Annotated in this window: 17 protein-coding genes; 6 read left to right on the forward strand and 11 right to left on the reverse strand. The window is 39.6% G+C overall.

Translation table 11 applies throughout. The features are described from left to right. Positions 1-95 precede the first annotated feature (95 nt). Together ID47_RS04320 and ID47_RS04325 are read right to left on the reverse strand one after the other, a co-directional pair. Positions 96-704, reverse strand: coding sequence for a hypothetical protein (locus ID47_RS04320; RefSeq protein ID WP_038464271.1), 609 nt, complete (start codon positions 702-704; stop codon positions 96-98). A 62-nt stretch (positions 705-766) separates the two neighbouring features. Continuing rightward, positions 767-2,473 (reverse strand): hypothetical protein, encoded by a 1,707-nt coding sequence (locus tag ID47_RS04325; protein ID WP_038464273.1) that lies wholly within the window; start codon positions 2,471-2,473, stop codon positions 767-769. A 543-nt stretch (positions 2,474-3,016) separates the two neighbouring features. Here ID47_RS04325 and ID47_RS04335 point away from each other — a divergent pair. Continuing rightward, positions 3,017-4,360 (forward strand): MFS transporter, encoded by a 1,344-nt coding sequence (locus tag ID47_RS04335; protein WP_051908576.1) that lies wholly within the window; start codon positions 3,017-3,019, stop codon positions 4,358-4,360. A 229-nt stretch (positions 4,361-4,589) separates the two neighbouring features. Here ID47_RS04335 and ID47_RS11625 read toward each other — a convergent pair whose 3' ends face one another. Both ID47_RS11625 and ID47_RS04345 read right to left on the reverse strand, forming a co-directional pair. After that, positions 4,590-6,092, reverse strand: a complete 1,503-nt coding sequence (locus tag ID47_RS11625) for a ribonuclease III domain-containing protein (protein WP_232223268.1) — start codon at positions 6,090-6,092, stop codon at positions 4,590-4,592. A 406-nt stretch (positions 6,093-6,498) separates the two neighbouring features. Further along, entirely contained in the window at positions 6,499-6,867 is a 369-nt protein-coding gene (locus ID47_RS04345; protein WP_038464279.1) for a DUF488 domain-containing protein, read from the reverse strand. A 240-nt stretch (positions 6,868-7,107) separates the two neighbouring features. Here ID47_RS04345 and ID47_RS04350 point away from each other — a divergent pair, with 240 nt between their 5' ends. The 4 genes from ID47_RS04350 (at position 7,108) to ID47_RS04360 (ending at position 10,256) form a co-directional block, all read left to right on the forward strand. Continuing rightward, positions 7,108-7,914 carry an RMD1 family protein gene (locus ID47_RS04350; RefSeq protein WP_038464282.1) on the forward strand — a complete coding sequence of 269 codons (807 nt, stop codon included), beginning with the start codon at positions 7,108-7,110 and terminating at the stop codon, positions 7,912-7,914. A 180-nt stretch (positions 7,915-8,094) separates the two neighbouring features. After that, positions 8,095-8,268 (forward strand): hypothetical protein, encoded by a 174-nt coding sequence (locus ID47_RS12840; protein WP_156956647.1) that lies wholly within the window; start codon positions 8,095-8,097, stop codon positions 8,266-8,268. A 33-nt stretch (positions 8,269-8,301) separates the two neighbouring features. Continuing rightward, positions 8,302-9,708: a phosphoglucosamine mutase gene (gene glmM / locus ID47_RS04355; RefSeq protein ID WP_232223269.1), complete on the forward strand. Its 1,407-nt coding sequence runs from the start codon at positions 8,302-8,304 to the stop codon at positions 9,706-9,708. Beyond that, a complete protein-coding gene (locus tag ID47_RS04360) occupies positions 9,693-10,256 on the forward strand; it encodes a sugar transferase (protein WP_038464288.1) in 564 nt (187 codons plus the stop codon). The genes glmM and ID47_RS04360 overlap by 16 nt, the downstream gene beginning before the upstream one ends. A gap of 113 nt (positions 10,257-10,369) precedes the next feature. On the opposite strand, the gene ID47_RS04365 is transcribed toward ID47_RS04360, so the two are convergent. From ID47_RS04365 to ID47_RS04385, 5 genes are all read right to left on the reverse strand, one after another. Next, entirely contained in the window at positions 10,370-13,510 is a 3,141-nt protein-coding gene (locus tag ID47_RS04365) for a hypothetical protein (protein WP_038464291.1), read from the reverse strand. 735 nt (positions 13,511-14,245) lie between these two features. Further along, positions 14,246-14,980: a 4-hydroxy-tetrahydrodipicolinate reductase gene (dapB, locus tag ID47_RS04370; RefSeq protein ID WP_038464294.1), complete on the reverse strand. Its 735-nt coding sequence runs from the start codon at positions 14,978-14,980 to the stop codon at positions 14,246-14,248. After that, positions 14,980-16,119, reverse strand: coding sequence for a molecular chaperone DnaJ (gene dnaJ, locus ID47_RS04375; protein ID WP_038464297.1), 1,140 nt, complete (start codon positions 16,117-16,119; stop codon positions 14,980-14,982). The genes dapB and dnaJ overlap by 1 nt, the downstream gene beginning before the upstream one ends. A gap of 115 nt (positions 16,120-16,234) precedes the next feature. Then, a complete protein-coding gene (gene dnaK, locus ID47_RS04380) occupies positions 16,235-18,148 on the reverse strand; it encodes a molecular chaperone DnaK (protein WP_038464300.1) in 1,914 nt (637 codons plus the stop codon). 293 nt (positions 18,149-18,441) lie between these two features. Beyond that, a complete protein-coding gene (locus ID47_RS04385) occupies positions 18,442-18,984 on the reverse strand; it encodes a nucleotide exchange factor GrpE (RefSeq protein ID WP_038467117.1) in 543 nt (180 codons plus the stop codon). A gap of 313 nt (positions 18,985-19,297) precedes the next feature. On the opposite strand from ID47_RS04385, the gene dksA reads away from it, so the two are divergent. Next, complete coding sequence (dksA, locus tag ID47_RS04390) at positions 19,298-19,714, forward strand: RNA polymerase-binding protein DksA (RefSeq protein WP_038464303.1); 417 nt, start codon at positions 19,298-19,300, stop codon at positions 19,712-19,714. A 263-nt stretch (positions 19,715-19,977) separates the two neighbouring features. Here dksA and ID47_RS04395 read toward each other — a convergent pair whose 3' ends face one another. After that, on the reverse strand, positions 19,978-21,216 hold the full coding sequence (locus ID47_RS04395; protein ID WP_038464306.1) for a hypothetical protein: 1,239 nt from the start codon (positions 21,214-21,216) through the stop codon (positions 19,978-19,980). A 457-nt stretch (positions 21,217-21,673) separates the two neighbouring features. After that, complete coding sequence (locus ID47_RS11630; RefSeq protein WP_156956648.1) at positions 21,674-22,459, reverse strand: hypothetical protein; 786 nt, start codon at positions 22,457-22,459, stop codon at positions 21,674-21,676. Between the last annotated feature and the right edge of the window lie 247 nt (positions 22,460-22,706).

The following is a 22,706-nucleotide window of genomic DNA, read 5'->3' on the forward strand; positions in this document are numbered from 1 at the left end:
ATGTGGCAAAGAGGATGATAAGAGGAAGAAAGAATAATTCGCCCCATAAAACAGGGCCCTTAAAGAGCCCCCGGAGGTCATTTTACAATAATTTTTTATGAAGGTAGATTAGAATTGTTATAATAGGTTTTCATAGAAAATAGCCATTCCTCCGGCCAAAAAGACATTTGATTCATTAAATCATCCATTACTTTTTTTTCTGGCAACCAGACTAACTTATAAATTTGTTTCTCTGTTAAAGAAGAGTCCCCTAAAGTTTTTTGGTACAAAGGCTTCACTAATCTTATATTGTCCTGGATAATTTCATCTCCATAACGATTATAATCATCTCTAGTATCTATAATGACATATTTAACTTCTGGTTTTTTTAATAACAACTCAATTTCATCCCTAAACTCTTCTGAATTTAATTTGAATTGGTCACCCGAAACTGTGTAGATTCCCTCCGGTTTTTCCTTAAACACTGTATTCTCTGTATTCTCTGATTTCATTCTCTTATTCTTGTCAGAAGGCCGGGTATCCCTTGATGTTTTATTTTTTAAAGAAACGGTATTTGGATATGAAAGGTCCTTAGAGCAAGAAGGTCGAGAAGTATAAGGAGGAGCTGATGGATACTGGTATTCCATAGCCAATGCTTCTATTGAGCCAGTGATTAAGAGTAAAGTTGCGCCCATTAAAGAAAATTTCTGAATATTAGAAATCATTTTAACCTCCTTAGTGTTTTTTTATTTATACCACATTTAAATTTATTAGTAAATACTTCAGCTCATGAAAGACATGGGGGACAATTAACAAGCCAATAAAAATCTTCTATTGGTGGTATATGATTGCTCACCTTAAAAGCAAAACCATAGAACTTCTCTGGATGAGTCGGACGGTACTCTTTGGAAAAAGACACCACCACAATTCCTTTAAACTCTCTTTTCAACACTTTTCTTAGAAAACTAAAAAAATTAAAAATTCTCCCCTTCTCATGAATTGCTTCCAAAGCAATGGCAAGGCTACATGTTTTACAAGGCGTCATGGTGGAATGGATGAGAAAAACCAAGGTATCCAAAGCTTTACCATTAACCCTATCTCTAACACTAACTACTGTATTATCAAAATTTACTCTAAAGAGATGATCTATTAAAAGCTGTTCACTACAACCGAAATTAAAGTCCTTAGGGTTGCAAATATCCTTATACTTCTCTATTAGCTCTAAATATTTTTCTTGCAAATATTCATATATATCTGAAATTACCTTTTGTTCTTTAATCCGGGGGTATTCAATTTCTTTTTTAGTTTTAGAAAGCTCTGCTATTGGTGTGTTTATACCCCTATACGTTTCTTGGCAAGTCTTAAGGCGTGCCTTTAACTCTTCTCTGTTACTATTCGGTGTTTTTAATTCTTGTCTTATTAATGCTATAGCTTCTTTTATTTTTTCAGCTTTCATTTGGAGTAATTTAAGCTGTAGCCCTAATTCAGGATGAGTGGTAGAGGTATGCTGATCTACCTGATTTTTAGAATTTATTTCGTGTACTTTCTTCTCGGTTTCAAAGAATCTTCCCTCAAGATCAAATCTCATGCGATTGATACAAGCTGTAAAAATTAAAATATTCTTATGAAAAACTTCTGCGATATCCGCTTCATCCAATTTTTTTACGAAGGCCAACGTATTTCGATTAGCTTTCTTACCCGGCTTATCCGGCTCAGGGAGTGTATTCTGCTCCTTTAAACTTGAGGGATATTCAATTAACTTTTCGCCCAACTTTCCCTTAATGGACGCACACACATCTGTAAATTCTTCAAACTGATCGTGAAGATATTTTAATTTCTCAGCGGATATCGTGGAAGGGCAGTGAGACTCTTGCGCTAAATTTTGAAGTAACTTTACTGTCTGTGCCGTTGCCTCTGGCGTTGAGGAAGGTCGCTGAACAAGAAAAATAGAATTATCAGCATTTTCAGAAAACCAAGGATATCCTCTAATGTTATGAAAAAATCCCGGAACAAGCGACCCTAAATTTCCATTAGCATAGAAAGCATCAGCTTCTTCTTTACCTGCATATAAAGGAATCGAAAAAGAATCCGGTTCACTATTTTGATAAATAGCAAAAAACCTAGATTGGGCAAAATTATCTTTGAATGCTAAATCGGGATAAGTTTCCCTCAATGTTTTCTCTTTTCCAATCATTTCGTTAATAAGATGTGCCCCCTGAATGTTCGCCCTTTCAAGAAGAACCTTTAAACTATCTGCATAAATAGCTCTTTCAAAAAAGTGAAAAGCATCGGCATCGACATCGGTATCGGTATCGGCAGCGACACTCGATACCTCTATATCGAAGAATTTGTGGTTTTCTCTTTGTGTGCTAAAGTGCTTACCAAACCACTCTTTTCTTTCTGCTTCCCTTGGTTGCCCATCTTCTTCCATAGTTTGCACATAGGAAATAGAAAATACGAATAACAGTGGCATTAAGGTTAATAATTTAAACATGAAAAAATCTTTTCATTAAAAAGTAGCTATAATAATAAACTCGTAAATAATAACTCAAAAAAATATAATTATTTAATTTTTCGAAGTTTTCTAGCCGCCCATTTTTTCCCAGAACATTAGATAATCCATCGACTTTTACTGAAGATGCAGTAAAAAGGAGTGGTACTCTAGCCCACAGGAAGGGAATAGAAATAAGCGATTGTGGCACCGAGGCATAAAGCATATGATAATTCTTCCTTTAATGTTAATTTGTACGCAATTTATAAGTAAAAATATTTTTTATTTTAATTGTCGGCATTAAAATACTTTAAGCAGGTCTTATTGCAAACATTAATTTAAATTCCTTTTTTACATAAAATGGAAATCGGGGGACTAAAAAATAGGCAAGAGGAAAAAGGTTAGGATCCCCTTTACAGGATCCTCTTTTTAAAAATTACCGTCTAAATCAGATATAATAAGTGAGAAATAAATACTTTTTCTCATAGATAAATTTAGCTGAAAGACTTAAAAAAACCTAAGCTGTTTGAATTTCAAGTTATAAGTATGGGTGTATTTTCTAGTCTTAAACAGGAACATAAAGAAGCTATTGGTCTTTTACAGATTGGTACTTTTCTTGAATATTTTGATCTTATGCTGTATGTCCATATGGCCGTTTTACTAAATGAGCTCTTTTTCCCAAAAACCGACCCCCATACTGCAGCCCTTCTATCAGCCTTTGCATTTTGTTCCACCTATGTATTAAGGCCTTTGGGGGCTCTTCTCTTTGGATATATAGGGGATTATATAGGTCGAAAATCAACGGTTATTATCACAACCATGATGATGGCTTTCTCTTGTCTCATCATGGCTAATTTGCCCACTTATGCTCAAGTGGGAATTACGGCTGCATGGCTTGTGACCCTTTGTCGAGTTATCCAAGGGGTCTCTTCAATGAGTGAAATTTTGGGGGCCCATATTTACGTGACTGAACTGCTCAAGCCACCAAGCCAATATGTTGCTGTCTCATTTATAAGTGTTGCGTCTGCCTTAGGTTCTGTTTGTGCGCTGGGGGTTGCTGCGTTGGTTACAACGTCAGGATTCGATTGGAGGCTTGCCTTTTGGATTGGGGCTGGTATTGCGGTTGTCGGATCAATCGCCAGGACTAAATTAAGAGAAACGCCAGAATTTGTGGATGCTAAAAGATTAAAGCTTAAACAAATTGAGGACAGAGAAATAGATGAATCTAAAAAATTATCAGAAAAACTAATCATAAAGAAGCATGTTAAAGAAGAAAAAATTTGTAAAAAGACTATCGCAGCTTATTTTTTAGTATATTGCGGATGGCCACTTTCTTTCTATTTATCTTTCATGTACTTTAATCCTCTTTTAAAAAAGGATTATGGCTATTCAGCAGAAGATATTATTTTTCATAATTTCTTATTATCCCTTATTTCTTTATCAGTCACAACGCTCGTCGCAGCTCTAAGCCATAAGATTTATCCTTTAAAAATTTTAAAAGCTCGCGGATTATTCTTAGGCATTCTTACTTTTTTCTTGCCTTTGGCGATTATGGCCTCAACTAACCATATTCAAATATTTTTAATACAAGCTCTTCTTCTTATCGCGGCTCTTGCGCCTCTACCAGCGGATTCAATTTTTATTAAGCATTTTCCAGTCCTAAAAAGATTTACAGCAACAAGCCTATTGTATGCCTTAAAAAGTACGTTTATGTATATTTTAACGTCTTTTAGCCTTGTGTATTTAAACTACTATCTTGGTGAGTGGGGGTTGTGGGTTATAATGCTTCCAGTTATTGGTGGATTCTTATGGGGAGTCCATCATTTTGAAAGACTTGAAAGTTCTTCCAAACAGTCTACCCAAGACTCTAGTACATTAAAATTGACATAAAAGCTTAGGATAAAATTCTATCAACCAGGGGACTTTCCCGAATAGATTGCCGCCAGATTTGATACAATCCATCTTTTTCTCCTCACTTTGTTTATAGTTGGTAGGGATAAGATTTTCTTAAGGGAGGAACCATTTGGAATTCCTATTTTCTATTCTCCCCTGAATTAGAAAGGCTAATCCCCCTTTTGGTGTTTTTATAAAAGAACTCATATTTACGCTTTCTTTTCCTTTATTCCCCCTTCCCAGTATTTGGAACAAGAGATTTTTTCATAACACTACTTTCTTTTGTTGCTTGCTTTTTCTTAGAAGCGGAAACCGATTTAGTTGTTGTGGGGGTTTTCGAAGGTTGAGAATTAGCTTTCATTTTAGCGGCACTTTTTTTAGGGGCTTTGGAAGGCTGCACAGAAGCAGATTCAGTTTTTATAGAAGTTTGGCCATCAGGAATCTTTTTATCTGCAGGCTTTCCAGCCACTTTTCTACTTTCTATCTCTTTTTCTCGGGCTTCTTGTTGACGTATCAAATAAATTAAGGCGTCTCGACACGCTGCTTCTCTTATATCACTCGCCTTATTTATTCCATTTTTTTCACTGATAATCTCTTGACCAATAAGTATTTGGATAGTGTAAAGAGGATCTGGTTGAATGATATGTTCCTCGAATTCAAAAATAGAATCAGGGTTTTTATCAAACCATTCTCTTAAAAGTGTTCTATAGTTTTTTGAACTACTACCAACAGTACTCTGAGAGTTGGTTAACTGATGATAGGCTTGTTTAGCGGCCTCCTCTTTTGCAATGCGTTTAGTGCCCCCCTCTCCTTCAATCAGAATTCCATTTCTTAATGTAGCCTGATACTTGAATATCGTTGGATATACAAGAGTAGAGTCTAAAATCTTAAGCCCTGTAATCTTTTTTATTGTACTCCATTCGTTTAAAAGGGCTGTATAAGTTTTAGAAAATATTGGATCTATTGTAGGAAAGATAGGTTGTTGGCTAATAAAATTAATCGTATTTCGAGCCGCATTTTCTTCTGCCTCTCTTACGGTGTAGCCAACACCTTTTATTTGCTTCTTCCCGATTTGAATACCAGAAATTCTTGCCTCTAACAGAGGGTCTCCTTGATTATTGATTGTAAGAGAAAGAGTATATTCGGGAGCAACAGACCAAGTTTTCAGTAAAACCTCCCCCAAAAATGACTTAGGATTAATTTTTTCTATCGGTTGATCTCGACTGACTTCTGCTAAATGTTTTTTAATTTCGGGTAAGAGATTAATACCAAGCATAATTGACTTTTCAGACGCAATTATGGATATTTTCTCCTGAATAACATGATCATTTAATATAGTCATCACAAACGTTTTGGCATTTCTATAGCCTTTTTCGCCACCATCTAAATGGATAGCCCCTATCAACGCTTCAACGACATTACAATATTCACATTTTTCGGTCTCTGGAAAGGGAAGATACGCTTCAATTGATAATTGTTGCAGATAAACTTCTGTCAGTGTTTTGTTTTTTGTTAATACTTTGTAAACTGCATCTAAAAACCCTCTTTTCTGCTCTGGGAATCTCTTGACAAGATACTCTCTAATAGCAGCCCCTAAAACAGAATCTCCAAGGAATTCTAAATGATTATATTTTTCCTCTTCTTTTCTTAAAATCTTTGGAAGCAAGGGATATAAGGCTTCCTGGAGCAGAGTTTCATCGTTAAATTGATATCCTAAATGTTTTTGCAATCCCTCAAAATTAATACTTTCTATATCCGCAAAGTTTTCTTTAATTAAAGTGTAGCGCTCTTTATTGGGCTTCCCCTTACCTGCTTGACTTATTTCTATGCCGGCTCCTGAGAGCAGTAACAAAACTATAAACTGTTTCATTTCTATATTCCTTAAGAAGAGGTGCTTAAATTAAGAGAGGGTGTTCTCCATTATAGAGCTGCATATTTTTGCTCAATGTTTTCTTTTAGCGGTACGATGAGGATTTTTTCAAGAGAGATAAAATTAATAAAATTAACAAAATTATAAAAAACGGGACAGTGTGAGGAACTTTCGCTTCTATAATCTTCTTGTAGGACTAAATTGTTATTGAAGGTCGTCTGCATGCCTCTCTTACTTAGAATCCTGAGGTACATTATTCTTAGGTTTATCCAGCTAAAGAGCCAATGAAGCATTGAATATAGTCTCTTAAGGCTGCGGCATTATTAAATCGTTCTTCTTTCGCACCATACAGAAGAGTCACATTTTTAACTTTAAGAGAGTCGATGATTGGCTGTAAGGAATCTTTCTTAACGTTTAATTCCTGATGATAACGATGACAAAATTCGGTCCATTTCTGGGGATCATGGTTAAACCACTTCCGTAAAAAAGAGCTGGGGGCTACTTCTTTGAGCCACAAGTCAATGTGAGCCTGTTCTTTGCTCATCCCCCGCGGCCATAGCCCATCAACTAGGACTCTCAATCCATCTTCACTCTCAACGGCTTGATATAGTCGCTTGATTCTTAGCTGGGACATGGCCTTATGCCGTAACTAAATTTTTATTCTTTTATTATACCATACTTCCTTCTAGAAGTTAATGGGAGAAACCAGAATGAATAATACCCCCTCTTCTAAAGGAAATATCTACCTAAATTTAGCTAAGAATATTCTTCAGCTGCAGGAAATGGAGACTACCCATGGCATTTATAACCAATACGTGCTATTTTAAGGAGGTCCGCTGTGCCTAAAGAGTAAATTAAATATTGAGTGCCTTTAATGAATCGCCTATGCGCCTCTTATTGTCTTGCTGATAGTTATCAAATTGATGAATTAGCTCGAATTTTCAGAACTGACGGTTTTAATCCTCGCTTTTATGATGATGTTATCCATGTCGAATATCACCAAGATGACTATCTGGGTGGGGCCTTCTTTTTTGCTTATGGGTGCGCCGTATTTTGGGGAATCAACCCCAGCGATATTGAAACTCTTTTAGCAATGGCTCGACCAGCTGCTGTCAAACCAGTCCACGGCATTGTCTATGATGAATGTTATTATCAATATGCTGATCAGTCGAAAATCAATGAAGAAGATGATTTAATTGATTTGGATGGCAATGATCCTATCTTAAAACTGTCTTTGTCCTATGGATTGTCCCAATCGGTTAAGTTAACGGTATTTGAGAACACTATCGCTAAAGCTATTCAAAAAAGCAAACATTTGCCTGAAGAGCTAGCTCAAAAAGGAAAAACCAGTTTATCGCGTCAGCAATTGTCTCGCAAGATTGGGGCTCTATATGCTGAGCGGCATTCGATTAACCTCCACAGCGACTTATTGGATACCCCCGAATTCTTTTGGCGTCGACCCAACTATGAATCCTATTATCATATGGCCTCAGACTACCTCGACATTGATATGCGCACCAATATTCTGAACCAACGCCTGTCTATTTTACAAGAATTGTACGAAATCCTGTCCGATGAGCTAAAGCATCTCCACTCTTCCCGTCTGGAGTGGATTATTATTTTGTTGATTGTTTCCGAAGTGGTTTTAACTCTTCTCAAAGATGTTTTAAAGTGGCTGTAAATCTCTGTGCACTCTAATCCAAAAATAAATTTAGTTTACAAAACCTTAAGTCAAAAGCATCGTTTTCTCAAGAAATTACCTTCGCATCCCAAGAGATAAGATAGTCATTTAAAACAGCAAGAGATACCACTTTTGGATAAAGTTTGTTATGATACGGAAAATAATTAAAGGAATTTCTAAATGTTAGAAGATTTAATCATCTTGGTTAATGATCTCAATACAACACTAACGATGTATTGGGATAAACACCCTATTTTTACAGGCATCGTGGGCGGATTAATTGCCTTAAAGATTCTGTGGGCGGTTTTCAAAGCGGCCAAACGATTAATTAAGGTTTTGTTTGATCAATCATAAATCTTGTTATTTATTGTATAGCAACTTATTTTTATGATGTTAACTCTATCATCTGGAGCAGTTATGCCGGCAACACAGCACTCACGCACTCTTTTTGGCACCGATGGTATTCGTGGCAAAGCCAATCAGTATCCAATAACACCAGATATGATGCTCAAGACAGCAATGGCTGCTGCCCAGATTTTTACGCGAGGCAATCACCGCCATACAGTTGTGATCGGCAAAGATACGCGCCAATCAGGTTATATGATTGAAATGGCTTTGACTTCCGGCTTTGCTGCCATGGGAATTGATGTCGCCTTATTGGGCCCGTTGCCTACCCCAGCCGTTGCAAACTTAACCCGGGCCTTAAGGGCAGATCTTGGCGTGATGATTTCTGCTTCCCATAATCCCTATCATGATAACGGGATTAAATTCTTTAACTCTGAGGGAAACAAATTGACCGACGCTGAAGAAATTGCGTTGGAAAAGCTTATCCTAGAAGGGGCATTTAATCTCGCTGATCCTTATCATGTGGGTAAAGTTCGACGCCTTGAAGATGCCATGGGACGCTATGTTGAATATGCAAAAGCAACCCTTCCCCGTTCTATGCGACTGGATGGGCTTAAGATTGTGATCGATTGCGCCCATGGGGCCGCCTATAAAGTTGCCCCACAGGTTCTTTGGGAACTAGGCGCCGATGTCATCAGTATTGGTGTTTCTCCCGATGGAATGAACATTAATGAGGGGTGTGGTGCAACGTCAACGGCATTGCTTCGAGAAAGCGTTGTTAAGCATCACGCCCATCTTGGGATCGCCCTCGATGGAGACGCCGATCGTCTCATTATGGTTGACGAAAATGGGAATGTTATTAATGGTGATGCCATTATGGCACTTATCGCAACGTCCTGGCATCAGCACGGTCTTTTAAAAGGAAATAGCATCGTCGCAACTCAAATGTCCAACCTAGGCTTGGAACGATATTTAAATAGTCGTGGTCTTGACCTCGTTCGTACCGCTGTGGGTGATCGTTATGTTATTGAAGGCATGCAATCCCATGGTTGCAACGTCGGGGGTGAACAATCGGGACACATGATTTTGTCTGACTATTGCACAACCGGGGATGGGCTGATTGCAGCTCTTCAGGTCCTGAGAGTCTTAGTAGAACGCGGCCAAAAACTATCAGAAATTGGACGTCCATTTACTCCTGTTCCGCAATTTATGCGCAATGTTCGAGTTCAAAGCAAAACCATCATGGCACATGGCGAGATTCAGGAAGCATTGCATAAAGCAGAAAGCGAACTAAAACGACTGGGGGGTCGCCTGTTAGTTCGTCCCTCAGGTACGGAACCCTTAGTTCGCGTTATGGCGGAAGCGGACGATGCCCAAGCCATCAATAATATTGTCCAGAACGTTGAAGCTGTTATTCTGAAGGTGAATGGTCAATGCTCAAACGCTTAATGGATATAATGGGGGCTCTATTTTGCCTTATTATTTTTGCAATTCCATTGCTCCTCGTCGCTCTTGCGATTAAGCTAACATCCAAAGGCCCCATCTTGCATTGGTCTGAGAGAATTGGGCTTTATGGCATTCCTTTTTATATGCCCAAATTTAGATCCATGCGCGTTGATACCCCTCAAGTCGCAACCAGCCTTTTGCTCAATCCCCATGAATTCCTCACGCCTATTGGAAGTTTTATTCGCAAAACCAGTCTTGATGAATTACCACAACTATGGTCTATCCTTAAGGGCGACATCAGCTTTGTCGGTCCTCGGCCTGCTCTTTACAACGAGCATACGTGGCTTGAGCTCCGTCGACTTAAGGGGATTGATCAGATTCGACCAGGCTTAACGGGTTGGGCGCAGGTGAATGGCAGAGATTCACTTTCCACCGATGAAAAAGTAAAGTTTGAAGAAGAATATTTACAGCGACAAAGCCTATCTTTTGATCTTTATATCATATGGCTAACCCTTATTAAGGTTGTTCGCCGGGAAGACATTAGCCACTGAGGGGAAACAACGTTGTTCCTCACGGAATACATAAATGGCAACAGTTTTCTCTGCCTTAAATTAGCACCCCAGAGTTATTGACGCTCTTCTCTCAGCCATTTTATCTATCTGATTTAAAGTGTTTTAAAAACCCCAAGATGACAGAGTAAAAGAAGGGCCCCTTTTTCAGTTAAGCTTACCTCTTCTGACTGCAGATTAATTTCCCACGATTCCTTGTAATGGGCTTCAGGAATAAGAGATAAAAGCTGGCTGTACAACAGTCCTTTTTCTGAAAATAATTCTGAATTAGCAGTTTTCAAAAGACTGCTTAATAGGTGGCTGGGCAATAAATGACAATAAAACCCTTGCACCATTTCTTGTTTTGATCGATCAATTAGCTTTTGGTAAATCATCCGTGAATAACGATCAAAGGCCGCAGCTTCTGATAATCCTACGTCTGGTCCAATCACATTCTTAACATAGCGAGCTTGATGCGCTGCTTGTTGAATTTCTGCTTGAACGGGTATCCCTATTAGGTTTTTAAGATACAGATTTGTTCCTGAGAGTAAATATTCAACTTCCTTTCTTAGAAGGGTATTGACCCAGTGGCTGCCTTTTTCCCTCAGGGTGCCATCCTCAATTAGCCCCCTGAATTTAAAGGACGAGGGTAAATTTGTATAATAAAAATGAATGCCTTCTTCTTTACCTGTCACACAGTTTTGAATACTGGCAAGCACCTTTAAAAAGGTTTGTTCTTGTAACGATAAGCTTTGCCCTGGTAAAACGTCTGTTTCTAACGTTTGTAAAAAGTTAGTAATCGCTATCATTTTTGCAGCGATAACTGGGACGAAGGTTTTAGGGTCTCCCTGAGTGTCGAGCAAACCTTGCAGTAAAGAACTGCCCAAAGCTCCAGCTTTTAAGGTACTATAAGGGGCAGCAAAATTTTTTTGGATTTCTGCTTCAAGCTTAGGGTTAGTCCCCAGACGCTTAGTAAGATCAGTATCAATATTTTGCAAAAGCTGGCGATTAATAACAGGTAGATCTGCAAACCTCACTGTTAGCGGACGCATGTTTTTTAGATAGGCAGGGTTAAGGGTTACTTGTACACCTTCAAGAATTTCCACCGGTAGCTTTAGCTTTTCCACCTCCACTTCCACGCTTCTTTTTTCAAGAGTCATTCGGTAAAAATTATAGGGATTACTTTGATCTTGCGTATTATTAAGTAAAATACGTGTCTGTAAAGCTTCTTGGACTACGAAGTGGGCTTCATAAAGCTTTAATCTGTCTAAGTTACTGAGGATAAAGTCGGCAAGGTGTCGGGATCTGTACTCACTAGGTTGTAAAAGGAGGTGGTGCCAATAGTTAAAAACTTCCTTTTTAAAGTCAGCATTTTCATCCATAAAGTTATATAAATAGTTATCCCGTTTAGATTTATTTTGGTTTTTAAGGTCACCCACAAAAGTTTCTGTAACGTTAAGAGGGATAAAATAAAACCAACAAAAAATTTGAAAACTGTCAACTTTCCTTTCAAAATAAGAGAGTTGAATCCAGAGCTTATCCAGGTCTTGTTGATCCATGTGCATTAAGATTTCAAGCATTTTAGCAATAGTGGGTGATGAGACGGAGTTTAAGTCGGTTATTCTAAGCAAGTTTTTTATAATAGTCTCACGCGCTGCATCAGGACTTTTTTTAACTGCCTCAATAATCCTTTTATAATCGCGTCCTCTCATGGTTTTGGTAATTAAAGTTTTAGCCTGCCTCAGCACAGGTTCACGATCATCAGTAGGAATTTCCCTAATTGCTTCAATAATTTTTCTACAATCTTGTCCATTCATGGTTTCGGTAATTAAAGTTCTAGCGTGATTCAAAACAGATTCACGATCATCACTAGCTGTTTTCCTAATTGCCTCAATAATCGCGCTACACTCGTATCCATCCATGGTTTCGGTAATTAAAGTTCTAGCATGATTCAAAACAGGTTCACGATCATCAGCAGCTGTTTCCCTAATTGCCTCAATAATAGCGCTACACTCATCTCCGCTCATGGTTTCGGTAATTAAAGTTCTAGCGTGATTCAAAACAGGTTCACGATCATCACTAGCTGTTTTCCTAATTGCCTCAATAATCTTTCCATACTCGCCTCCCTTCATGGTCTGGGTAAATAAAGTCTTAGCCTGCCTCAAAACAGACTCACAATCATTAGCAGGAATTTCCCTAATTGCCTCAATAATCGCGCTACACTCGTATCCATCCATGGTTTCGGTAATTAAAGTTCTAGCGTGATTCAAAACAGGTTCACTATCATCCGAAGCTGTTTCCCTAATTGCCTCAATAATCGCGCTACACTCGTATCCATCCATGGCTTGAGTAATTAAAGTTTTGGCATAATTTAAAACAGGTTCACGATCATCAGCAGCTGTTTCCCTAATTGCCTCAATAAGCTCGTTAAGGTAAGGTATCGCCTGAGTTTCAGTAATAAAAGTTCTAAGATGATTAACAATATTTTCCCGCTCATCAAGAGGAATTCCCTTAATTGTCTGAAGAATATTTTTAATGTCATATAAACCCGTAAGCAAAAGTAAATTTTTAGTATGATTTACAATATTCGCTCGATCGTCCTGCGGAATTTTCTGAATGGCCCGAATGATCCTCCTACCATCCAATATCCCCATCTCTCGATCAATTAAAATTTTAGCGTAATATACAAGGCTTTCCCGCTCGTCAACAGGCAGAGCTTGAATTATTCGGATAAGATCCTCGATACCCAATCCATTTATATATGTATATAAAGGACGAGCAAGCCGTAAAATAGTCTCCCGTTCCTCGCCAGGTATGTCTTTAATAATTTCAATAAGATTAAGACAATCAAACCCATATAGAATAATAGGGAGCAGCAAAGATTCTGCAAAGTTTATAATGGTTTCCCGATCCGCGGGGGAGAAGCCCCTAATGCAATTAAGAAATTTTATACGATCAGGTTCAGCCATCGTGTGGAAAAAGAAAAGTTGAGCAAGATGTATAACATCATCTTCTTCTTTATTAGAAAAAATGGTTATATTGGAGAAGTCTTTTGGTCGTAGCTGAAATATTTTCTTATAGTTTAGGTCAGAAAAGCTGATATCACTCTCAGTATCTTGATAAGAACTTTGCCCCCTTTCATCCTCAGGAAATTTTGCAATGTCATTGGCCATTCCTAGATCAAAATTTGCAATAATTAAAGCAGCTGCACCCACGGAGTTTTTTAAGTAATACCCTGCTATTAAAGGCTTTTTCATGCTGTCCTTATTGTCATAAAAATATGGTTGGTTTGACTTTACCCCAAAAATAAAGAGCTAATTTTAGCCTAAGAAAAGCGGTTAGATAAAATATAAGTCTTCATATAAAATGATAACGATAAGGAGGTAATTTAAAAATATTTTTATTAAAATTGTTAACAAAAGACAACAATTTCCTGACCATGCTCCTCCATCCCCTTGAGGACTGGGCTGGGGCCTTGAAATCACATGAGTAAATGGTGGGAATCACTAATGTTCGACTCTTCGTCTACCTCCGGCTGAGGAGAAGAAGATTTGTATTATATTCTTCAAAAACTCCCTTCTTTCCAGGCAACTGGAGGGCAATTCGGAAACTATGCCTAAATATTATAAAATATGATTTTATCACAGCTAGATCTGTTTAAAGCCTATTAACATCCAGACCCAGAAATAGATTCCGGCTCAAGGCCGGAATGAGGGAAAATGCGCTACTATAATACTCTTTTCCGGGGTAGCCGCTTGTCCAGAAAAAGGCTTTCCTTCCCGGCCGAAGAGCCGGGAACTCGAGATGGCAAACGATGGCTCATATGTTATCGAGTTTCCGGGTCGCCCTTCGGTTACCCGGAAAAAAGAGGATGTGGGAGGCCATTGTAAATAGCTTCTCTTCCCCTCTCTTCGGCCGGGAATAAAGAAAAAAAAAGCTGGGAAAAGAGACCTCTATAAAAAAGGCATTTTATTACCTGAAGTTACAGCCTTTTAATCAAGTCCTAACGCATTCTGCATGGTATAAAGGCCAGCCGGTTGCTCCTTCAGCCAAAGAGCTGCCTTGACAGCCCCTCGTGCAAATAATCGACGTGACAATCCTTTATGGGATACCTCCACGATTTCATCATCCCCCATAAAACGGATGATATGGTCACCAACGACACCACCGCCACGCTGCACAGAAAACCCAATCTGCCCTTCTTGGCGCCGGCCGGAACGATCCATATCTGCCATTAAGGCATCTAAAGTATGCCCCCGCCCCTTGGCCACAGCCTTTCCTAAGGATAAGGAGGTACCGGAGGGCGCATCTAACTTATTGCGATGATGAGCCTCTATAATCTCCGCATCATACGTATCATCAAGAAGCTGAGCTGCCAATTGAGCTAATTTAGCAATCACCGCAACACCAAAACTTGTATTTGTTGCTTGTAGAACTGGAATAGACTTTGCTGTATCTTCCACCGCTCTCAAATACTCTTTTGTCAAACCAGTGGTCCCAATAATCAATGGTTTTTGCATGGATGTGGCAAGATGAAGAATTGTTGGAATCGCCCCTATAACAGAAAAATCTAGCAGCACATCTGCAACCGATATATCCCCATAGGATCCTTTGGACGACGTCCCCCCTACTAAGGTAGCACTGGGATGCCCATGCAATAGAGTACTAATCTCGATGCCCATCCGCCCTGTTACACCAAAAAGATAGAGGTTCGTCTTATCAACCATTATTTACCACTCCATAGATCTTTAACTTTCTGGAAAAATCCAGTTGATTCAGGGCTATTGGATTCATGAGTTGAAATGTTAGCGAATTCTTCAAGCAATTCTCGCTGTTTCTTACTCAAATTTTGCGGGGTTTCAACCGCAGCTTCTACATACATATCGCCTCGATGATCAGAACGCATAACGCTCATTCCCTTAGCCTTTAAACGGAATTGATGCCCGCTTTGGGTTCCTGGTGGGATCTTCATTTTGGCTTTACCGCCATCGATGGTCGGTACATCAATTTCACCCCCTAACGCCGCCGTGGTCATATGGATCGGGATACGACAGAAGATATTACCCCCTTGACGCTTAAAGAATTTATGACGACGAATACTAACAAAGACATACAAGTCACCCGCTACAGCCCCTCGTAATCCTGCTTCCCCGGCGCCGGACACCCGAATACGGGTGCCATCATCCACCCCAGCGGGGATTTTAACATCAATAATTTTCTCACGCCGTTGACGGCCGCTTCCATGACAAGTCTTACAGGGTTTTTCAATAGATTCACCCGCTCCATGGCAAACAGGGCAGGTGCGCTCAACAGTAAAGAAACCTTGCTGGGCTCGAACACGGCCTCGCCCCTGACAAGATTTACATTTTACGGGTGCCGAACCGTCCTCAGACCCGCTTCCCTTGCAGCCATCACATTGCGCTGCAACCAAATAACGGATCTTTGCTGTCGTCCCATGAAATGCTTCTTCTAAGGTTATTTCAAGATCATAGCGAATATCGGCGCCGCGCATAGTCGCTTCAGCCTGACGCCGCCCTGATCCCTCGCCAAACATTTCATCAAAAATATCAGCAAAGGAGGAGGTAAAATCAAAGCCACCAAAGCCAGCACCGCCACCGTTTTGACGTCCCCCCATATTTTGATCAAACGCGCTATGTCCAAATCGATCATAAGCAGCCCGTTTCTGATCATCCTTTAAAATATCGTATGCATCTGTTGCTTCACGAAATTTTTCCTCTGCCGCCTTATCGCCAGGATTTTTATCCGGATGATGCTTCATAGCCAGCTTACGATAAGCTTTCTTTATTTCATCTCCAGAGGCCGTTTTTTTAACCCCTAAAACTTCATATAAATCGCGTTTAGACATTTATTGTTCCGTTATTTTAGCTCTCACAACTTTTATGCTTCTAAATACAAAGGTAAGGAAGCGCCTTAAAATAGCACTTCCTTTCAAGAAAAATCACAGCTCAGTTCGTTTTAGCTTAAGACTTTTTCTTAGACTCATCATGCATGTCCTCGTACTCTGCGTCAACGACTGTTCCCTGATCATCAGCAGCCGCAGCTTCAGGAGATTCTGAAGCCCCTTCTGCTTGCTGGGCCTTGTACATCGCTTCACCTAATTTCATGGATGATTGCATCAATGTATTGGTTTTTGCCTTGATATCTTCTGCATTATCACTTGTCAATGATTGCTTTAAGGCTTCAAGATCTTTTTCAATGGCAGCCTTATCGTCAGCAGAAATCTTATCACCATGTTCCGACAAAGTTTTTTCTGTTGTATGAGCCATACTTTCAGCGTGATTCTTTGCCTCAACAACTTCGCGACGGGTTTTGTCAGCTTCGGCATTCGCTTCAGCCTCCTTAACCATGCGTTGAATTTCATCATCGCTTAACCCACCAGACGCTTGGATGCGAATCTGTTGCTCCTTATTGGTTGCCTTGTCTTTTGCCGATACATTGACGATACCGTTAGCATCAATGTCAAAGGTAACTTCAATTTGAGGCACGCCCCGCGGTGCAGCTGGCAATCCAACTAAGTCAAATTGGCCCAATAGCTTGTTATCAGCAGCCATTTCTCGTTCCCCTTGGAACACCCGGATTGTCACTGCTGTTTGATTATCATCAGCTGTTGAGAAAACTTGGCTTTTCCGGGTTGGAATGGTTGTGTTGCGATCAATTAAGCGCGTAAACACGCCGCCCAAAGTTTCAATACCCAAGGACAACGGTGTTACGTCAAGCAATAGAACATCTTTAACATCACCCTTCAGCACTGCCCCTTGAATGGCGGCACCAGCTGCAACAACTTCATCGGGGTTAACACCACGGTGGGGTTCCTTACCAAATAGATTTTTCACAGTTTCAATAATTTTTGGCATTCGTGTCATACCACCAACAAGAATAACCTCATCAATGTCACTTGCCTGCAAGCCAGCATCTTTTAAGGCTGCTTTACAGGGGTTGATGGTGCGTTGAACAAGCTCTTCAACCAATGATTCCAACTTTGCTCGTGTCAGCTTAATATTCAAGTGCTTTGGACCCGAGGCATCCGCGGTAATGAACGGCAAATTGACATCCGTCTGAGTCGCAGACGATAGCTCAATCTTGGCCTTTTCAGCTGCTTCTTTCAAGCGTTGCAGCGCCAAGCTATCGTTACGCAAGTCAATCCCAGTTTCTTTCTTAAATTCGTCCGCTAGATATTCAATAATACGGCTATCAAAGTCTTCACCCCCTAAGAATGTATCACCATTCGTTGACTTAACTTCGAAAACACCATCACCAATTTCAAGAATTGAAACGTCAAAGGTACCACCGCCCAAGTCATAAACCGCAATAATACCAGATTCTTTTTTCTCAAGCCCATAGGCAAGCGCTGCCGCTGTTGGCTCGTTAATGATACGCAGAACTTCTAGACCCGCAATTTGCCCGGCATCCTTGGTTGCTTGTCGTTGAGAGTCATTAAAGTAAGCCGGAACGGTAATAACAGCCTGGGTGACAGGTTCGCCTAAATAAGCCTCAGCGGTTTCTTTCATTTTCTTGAGGATCATCGCGCTGATTTGACTTGGGCTCATCTTTTCATCATGGGCTTCAACCCATGCATCACCATTATCTGCCTTAATAATTTTGTAAGGCACAAGACCTATATCTTTTTGAGTCATTGGATCTTCAAAACGACGTCCAATTAAACGCTTAATCGCAAACAACGTATTATCTGGATTGGTGACGGCTTGGCGTTTTGCAGATTGGCCAACTAACCGTTCCCCACTTGAAGAAAATGCCACCATCGACGGCGTTGTGCGTGTTCCCTCTGTATTTTCAATAATCCTTGGCTTGTCGCCATCCATGACAGCAACACAAGAGTTTGTCGTTCCAAGGTCAATCCCTATCACTTTTGCCATTTTGACTCTCCATTTAAAACTTGTTTTGCAATGGCTGATAAAATTAGCAGCCATGACCTTACTCTGCTAACAATATAGGGGGGAGCTCAGGTTTTGTCAAGTTTCTGCACTAAGAATTAGATTTTACTTCCTTCTTAAGGGAAAACATTTTGAGCCACTGGACTTAGCAAATGACTCAAAATTCTCCATAAATCCCTAATCGTCCTTTAGAGCTCTTCGCCATTTTTCAGAAAATAAAGACAAAAATAAGGGCACTATAAGATCATGACACACAGCTTAATCAAAAAAGTCCTTTAATCCGCCTTCTTTGAAACACCTACAAGAGCTGGTCGCAACAAGCGATCGTGAATGGTAAAACCTATTTGCATGACCTGAACAACCGTCCCGGGTTCAACATCATTGGTGGGGACCTCAAACATAGCTTGATGAAAATTAGGATCAAACGCCTGTTTCAAAGGATCAACCTTTTGGATCCCATGGCGCCCAAATATATTATTTAATTCAGAAAGCGTTAAATTGACGCCATCGATAAATCCTTTGTTCTCTTCGGATGCTTGATCAACGGTGGCAATCATATCGGCTGCCCGAGCAAGACTGTCGTAAACCCCTAAAATATCCCGAGAAAAGTTTGTCGCCGCATATTTTAAGGCATCTTCACGATCTTTTTGTGCTCTTTTACGTGTATTTTCTAATTCAGCAACGGCTCGCAACCACTGGTCTTTCATTTTGTCTAATTGACTTTGAAGATCTTCCTTTTCTTCGGCTTGAGTTGAAATATCAACGATATCTTCAACAGGCGTGCCAGGCGTCTTATCTTGATCTGTTTTATTTGTCATTGCTTCCTTATACCTCTTATATTTTCTATGTTTTTTATAAGCACTTATAGTCAAAAAGGCAAGCACATCCATTGATACCCAACGGAATCACACCCTCCTATTGCTAAGCCGATAGCCGCGGACATAGTGTTCATTCAAAAATTCTCTTAAACCTCCATATAGTTCCCCAAAATCGCATAATACGACAGCTGCGCATGCAGGAATAAGAAAAAAATTACTTTTTATCTCTCATTAAAATAAATATGTAGACAATTAGTAAAATTTTATGCAACCTAAATATTACAGGTACTGCTTTGTTTGTATGGAGCATGAAATGAATAAAACCCTTTCCATCACCTATCGTCCGAGCGATGATGAAGAGTTCATGAACTCGACGCAACGAGAATATTTTAAACAAAGATTATTGTCGTGGCGTGAACAGCTTTTAAAAGAATCGTCCGAAACAATCAATAATTTGCAAGTCGAAGCAATTGCGGAGGCAGATATTGTTGATTCTGCGGCAAATGAAGCTGACAGGGCCATTGAGCTTAGAGCTCGCGACCGTGAACGCAAACTGATCAACAAGATTGAAGAAGCCTTACGCCGCATTGAAGATGGAAGTTATGGTTATTGCGAAGAAACAGGGGATCCAATTAGCGTTAGACGCTTAGAAGCACGCCCCATCGCCACCTTATCCATTGAAGCCCAGGAACGGCACGAACGCCGTGAACGGCTCCAACGCGATTTCTAAAGGTAACCACCACCTTTGACCATTAAAAGTAAGGGTCAAAGGTGGGCAGTTTATCAACCAAAAGTCGGTGTGCCTTCAGTTTAAGGTTTTGTCTCAGCATGGCTGAAAAATTTCTTCAGTATATAGAGCACTAACTCTTTGAAGGATTTAAAAAATTTCGCCTTTTATCCTTAATAAAGCAACTTTTAGATCGATACATAAAAAGAGGAAAAGTAAAACTACTCCTCGCCCCTTCCATACAAGATTTTTATACCATCCCTGTCTTAATGAAATTTTTTAAGGAAAACGTTAGATTGATACCACTTAATAAACTCTGGAAAACTAGGTTGAGATAAATCTTCCTGGACAACACTGGTCACCTCTTTATCAAGCCTTAACTCATACCCCTTTAAACGACCTAGCGCCTGCGTTGCCCATTCAGCTCCTGCCGCCCTTCCTCTTTGATAAGGCATAAGGTGGTCAAATATATAGTGAAAGCCACCCAATAAGGTTAACAAACTTTTTTCATTTTGTTCGGGGAATTTTTTATCATTGGGCTGCCATTCCAAAATAAGCTTATAGTACTGGCCTAAAGCTACTTCAATTGTTGGAAGATGAGTCTGCAAGGTATGTTGGTAAATCATGGCTCCTTCCCTCATAAGATTCTCTACAATAGCCGACGAAAGACCTTGAGGGTGCTGAGAACTATTATCTTTTAAATAGCGCATAAAAACTGAACTGGTAGGAGCAAAGCTGTCGCCCATTTTTAAAAAGAAAGCAGCTTTAATGGCGTAAGCATTCTCCCATTGAGCATGCATCTCTAATCCTCGCCTCTTTGCTTCCTCTGCACCCCATACAGAAGCCTCGATCTCTAGCACCTTCTTATCAAAGATAGCCATGTGATCAGCTAATTTTTGAAATTGTTCTGCGCTTGGATTAGTTTTGCAATTTTCTTTTTCCAAATGAGTGAGATCATAAGCTGAAAAAGGCTGAATTGAGATAGATAATTTAGATCTTGGTTTAGATGGTGGGTAAAAGATCTCTTTAGTCGCTGTACCTTCTTTACTCATTTCCTGTAAAATTGGTGTTAGATGGTCAGAGAGTTGAGAGCGCCATGTGGGATAAGTATCAGGATAAAGAGGTGTCAAATCTCCACAACCGCGATACCCATCTTTAAAACGGCGTGATTTTCCAAATAATTTCTCATTTTTACTACGAACCTTTGTTGCAACCCCCGCCCGTTTTTGACCTACAAAATCGACAAGGTCTTGAATGTCGGGCTTAGATGGCTTAGTTAATTCTGTGGTAAGAAATTGAAAGACTCCATCAATAATTTGAGGCGTCATCTGCTGAAATTTTTTATGAGCTTTTTCCCCATAATTACCAATAAATTGCTGTGACGGATTATGCGTTGAGAAAGATCCTTCTGCATCCATAGCGTCCAGGGTAGTTCCTCCCATTAAAGAAGCCATTGCAACAAGAAAAATATTTTTTTTGACACTATTAGAATATTGAATTTTCATTTTAATTTATTCCCATCAGGATATTAAATTTTAAAATTTTTATATTTTCTGTGATTTTTAAACTATTAAGGGGGTAGATGTAAAGGTAAACTTTAAATTCTTTTTTGTACCAGTTTTTTATACTCGATCCGCCTTAAATTTTTTTAAGGAAAACATTAGATTGATACCATTTACTAAACTCTATCATATCAGGTTGAGAGAGGCTCTCTTGAAAAACACTGATTATATCTGGGCCAAATATTATCTCATATCCTTTTAAACGACTGAGTGCCATATCTTTACCATTAAACCTTCAAAAAATTCAGTGGAAATTAGTAGAAAAAATTACTCATAGAAGTATTTTCGATACCTCTCTTCAAAAGGGCAATCCTCAAAAAAACCTCATCTTACCTGAAGGAGGATCTACCGCTTAGAAGCTTTCCTTCCAAACGGCAGACCCAGTGCTATGAATTATCGCTTATCGAATGTCAGCTTTAGCATTTTCTTCAGCTTGAAGTTTACGGGCCAACGCTTCATCATTTTTAATTTGCTCTGCTCGTCTGCCTTCTTCAGCTTGAAGTTTACGAGCCAACGCTTCATCTTTCCTGATTTGCTCTGCTCGTCTGCCTTCTTCAGCTTGAAGTTTACGAGCCAACGCTTCATCTTTCCTGATTTGCTCTGCTCGTCTGTCTTCTTCGGCTTGAAGTTTGCGGGCTAACGCCTCATCTTTTCTAATTTGCTCTGCCTTCCGATCTTCTTCAGCCTGGAGTTTGCGAGCTAACGCTTCGTCTTTTCTAAGTTGCTCTGCCCGCGCAGTTTCTTTTCTTAAGCGAGCATCACGCTCGGCAGTCCTAGCCTTCATTTCCTTTATAGAAGAATCTCTTAGCGTATCTCCTCTATAACTGCTGTATGAATCATGAGAGGGTGCAGAATTGAAAACAGTTCTATTTTGAACAGTTGCCCTGTTAGAGTGGGAGGCATTACGGGTGTTATGATAACCTGTTATGGCGTCATAGTCAGTCCTAGATGAAGAGGTTCCCATTGCCCGCTGTTTATGACGCAACTTTTCTTGCTGACGCTGATCTTCCCGATCCATACGTTCTTGCTCTAACATACACTTCGAAAAAGCATCGCTTCCATATTCAAATCCATAGGAGAAACAGGTTTGTCGATACCGCGCCAATTCATCTTCTCTTGTCATACACCCTACCAACAAAGTAGATACCATGCCAAGGAACAATATTTTTTTTGAGACTGACTTCATTTCTATTCACCCAATTATATTTCATACTTTATTGGTTAACGTTCTGATACAAATCGACCAAAAATAGACATATCAACATTTTTTAATTTGTAAAACATCATCGATGCCTTCAATAGAAGTAGTGTAAATAGATAAGTTTGCAATAGGAAAGTTATTTTCTTACAGAATTTTTCTTAATAGACAGGACATGATTATTCTGCAGGATTTTTCTTAGGCTGAAAAACACACTATTTATTTTGAATCCCTT

The organism is Candidatus Paracaedibacter acanthamoebae (assembly GCF_000742835.1).
In the GTDB taxonomy this organism is placed as follows: Bacteria; Pseudomonadota; Alphaproteobacteria; order Paracaedibacterales; family Paracaedibacteraceae; genus Paracaedibacter; species Paracaedibacter acanthamoebae.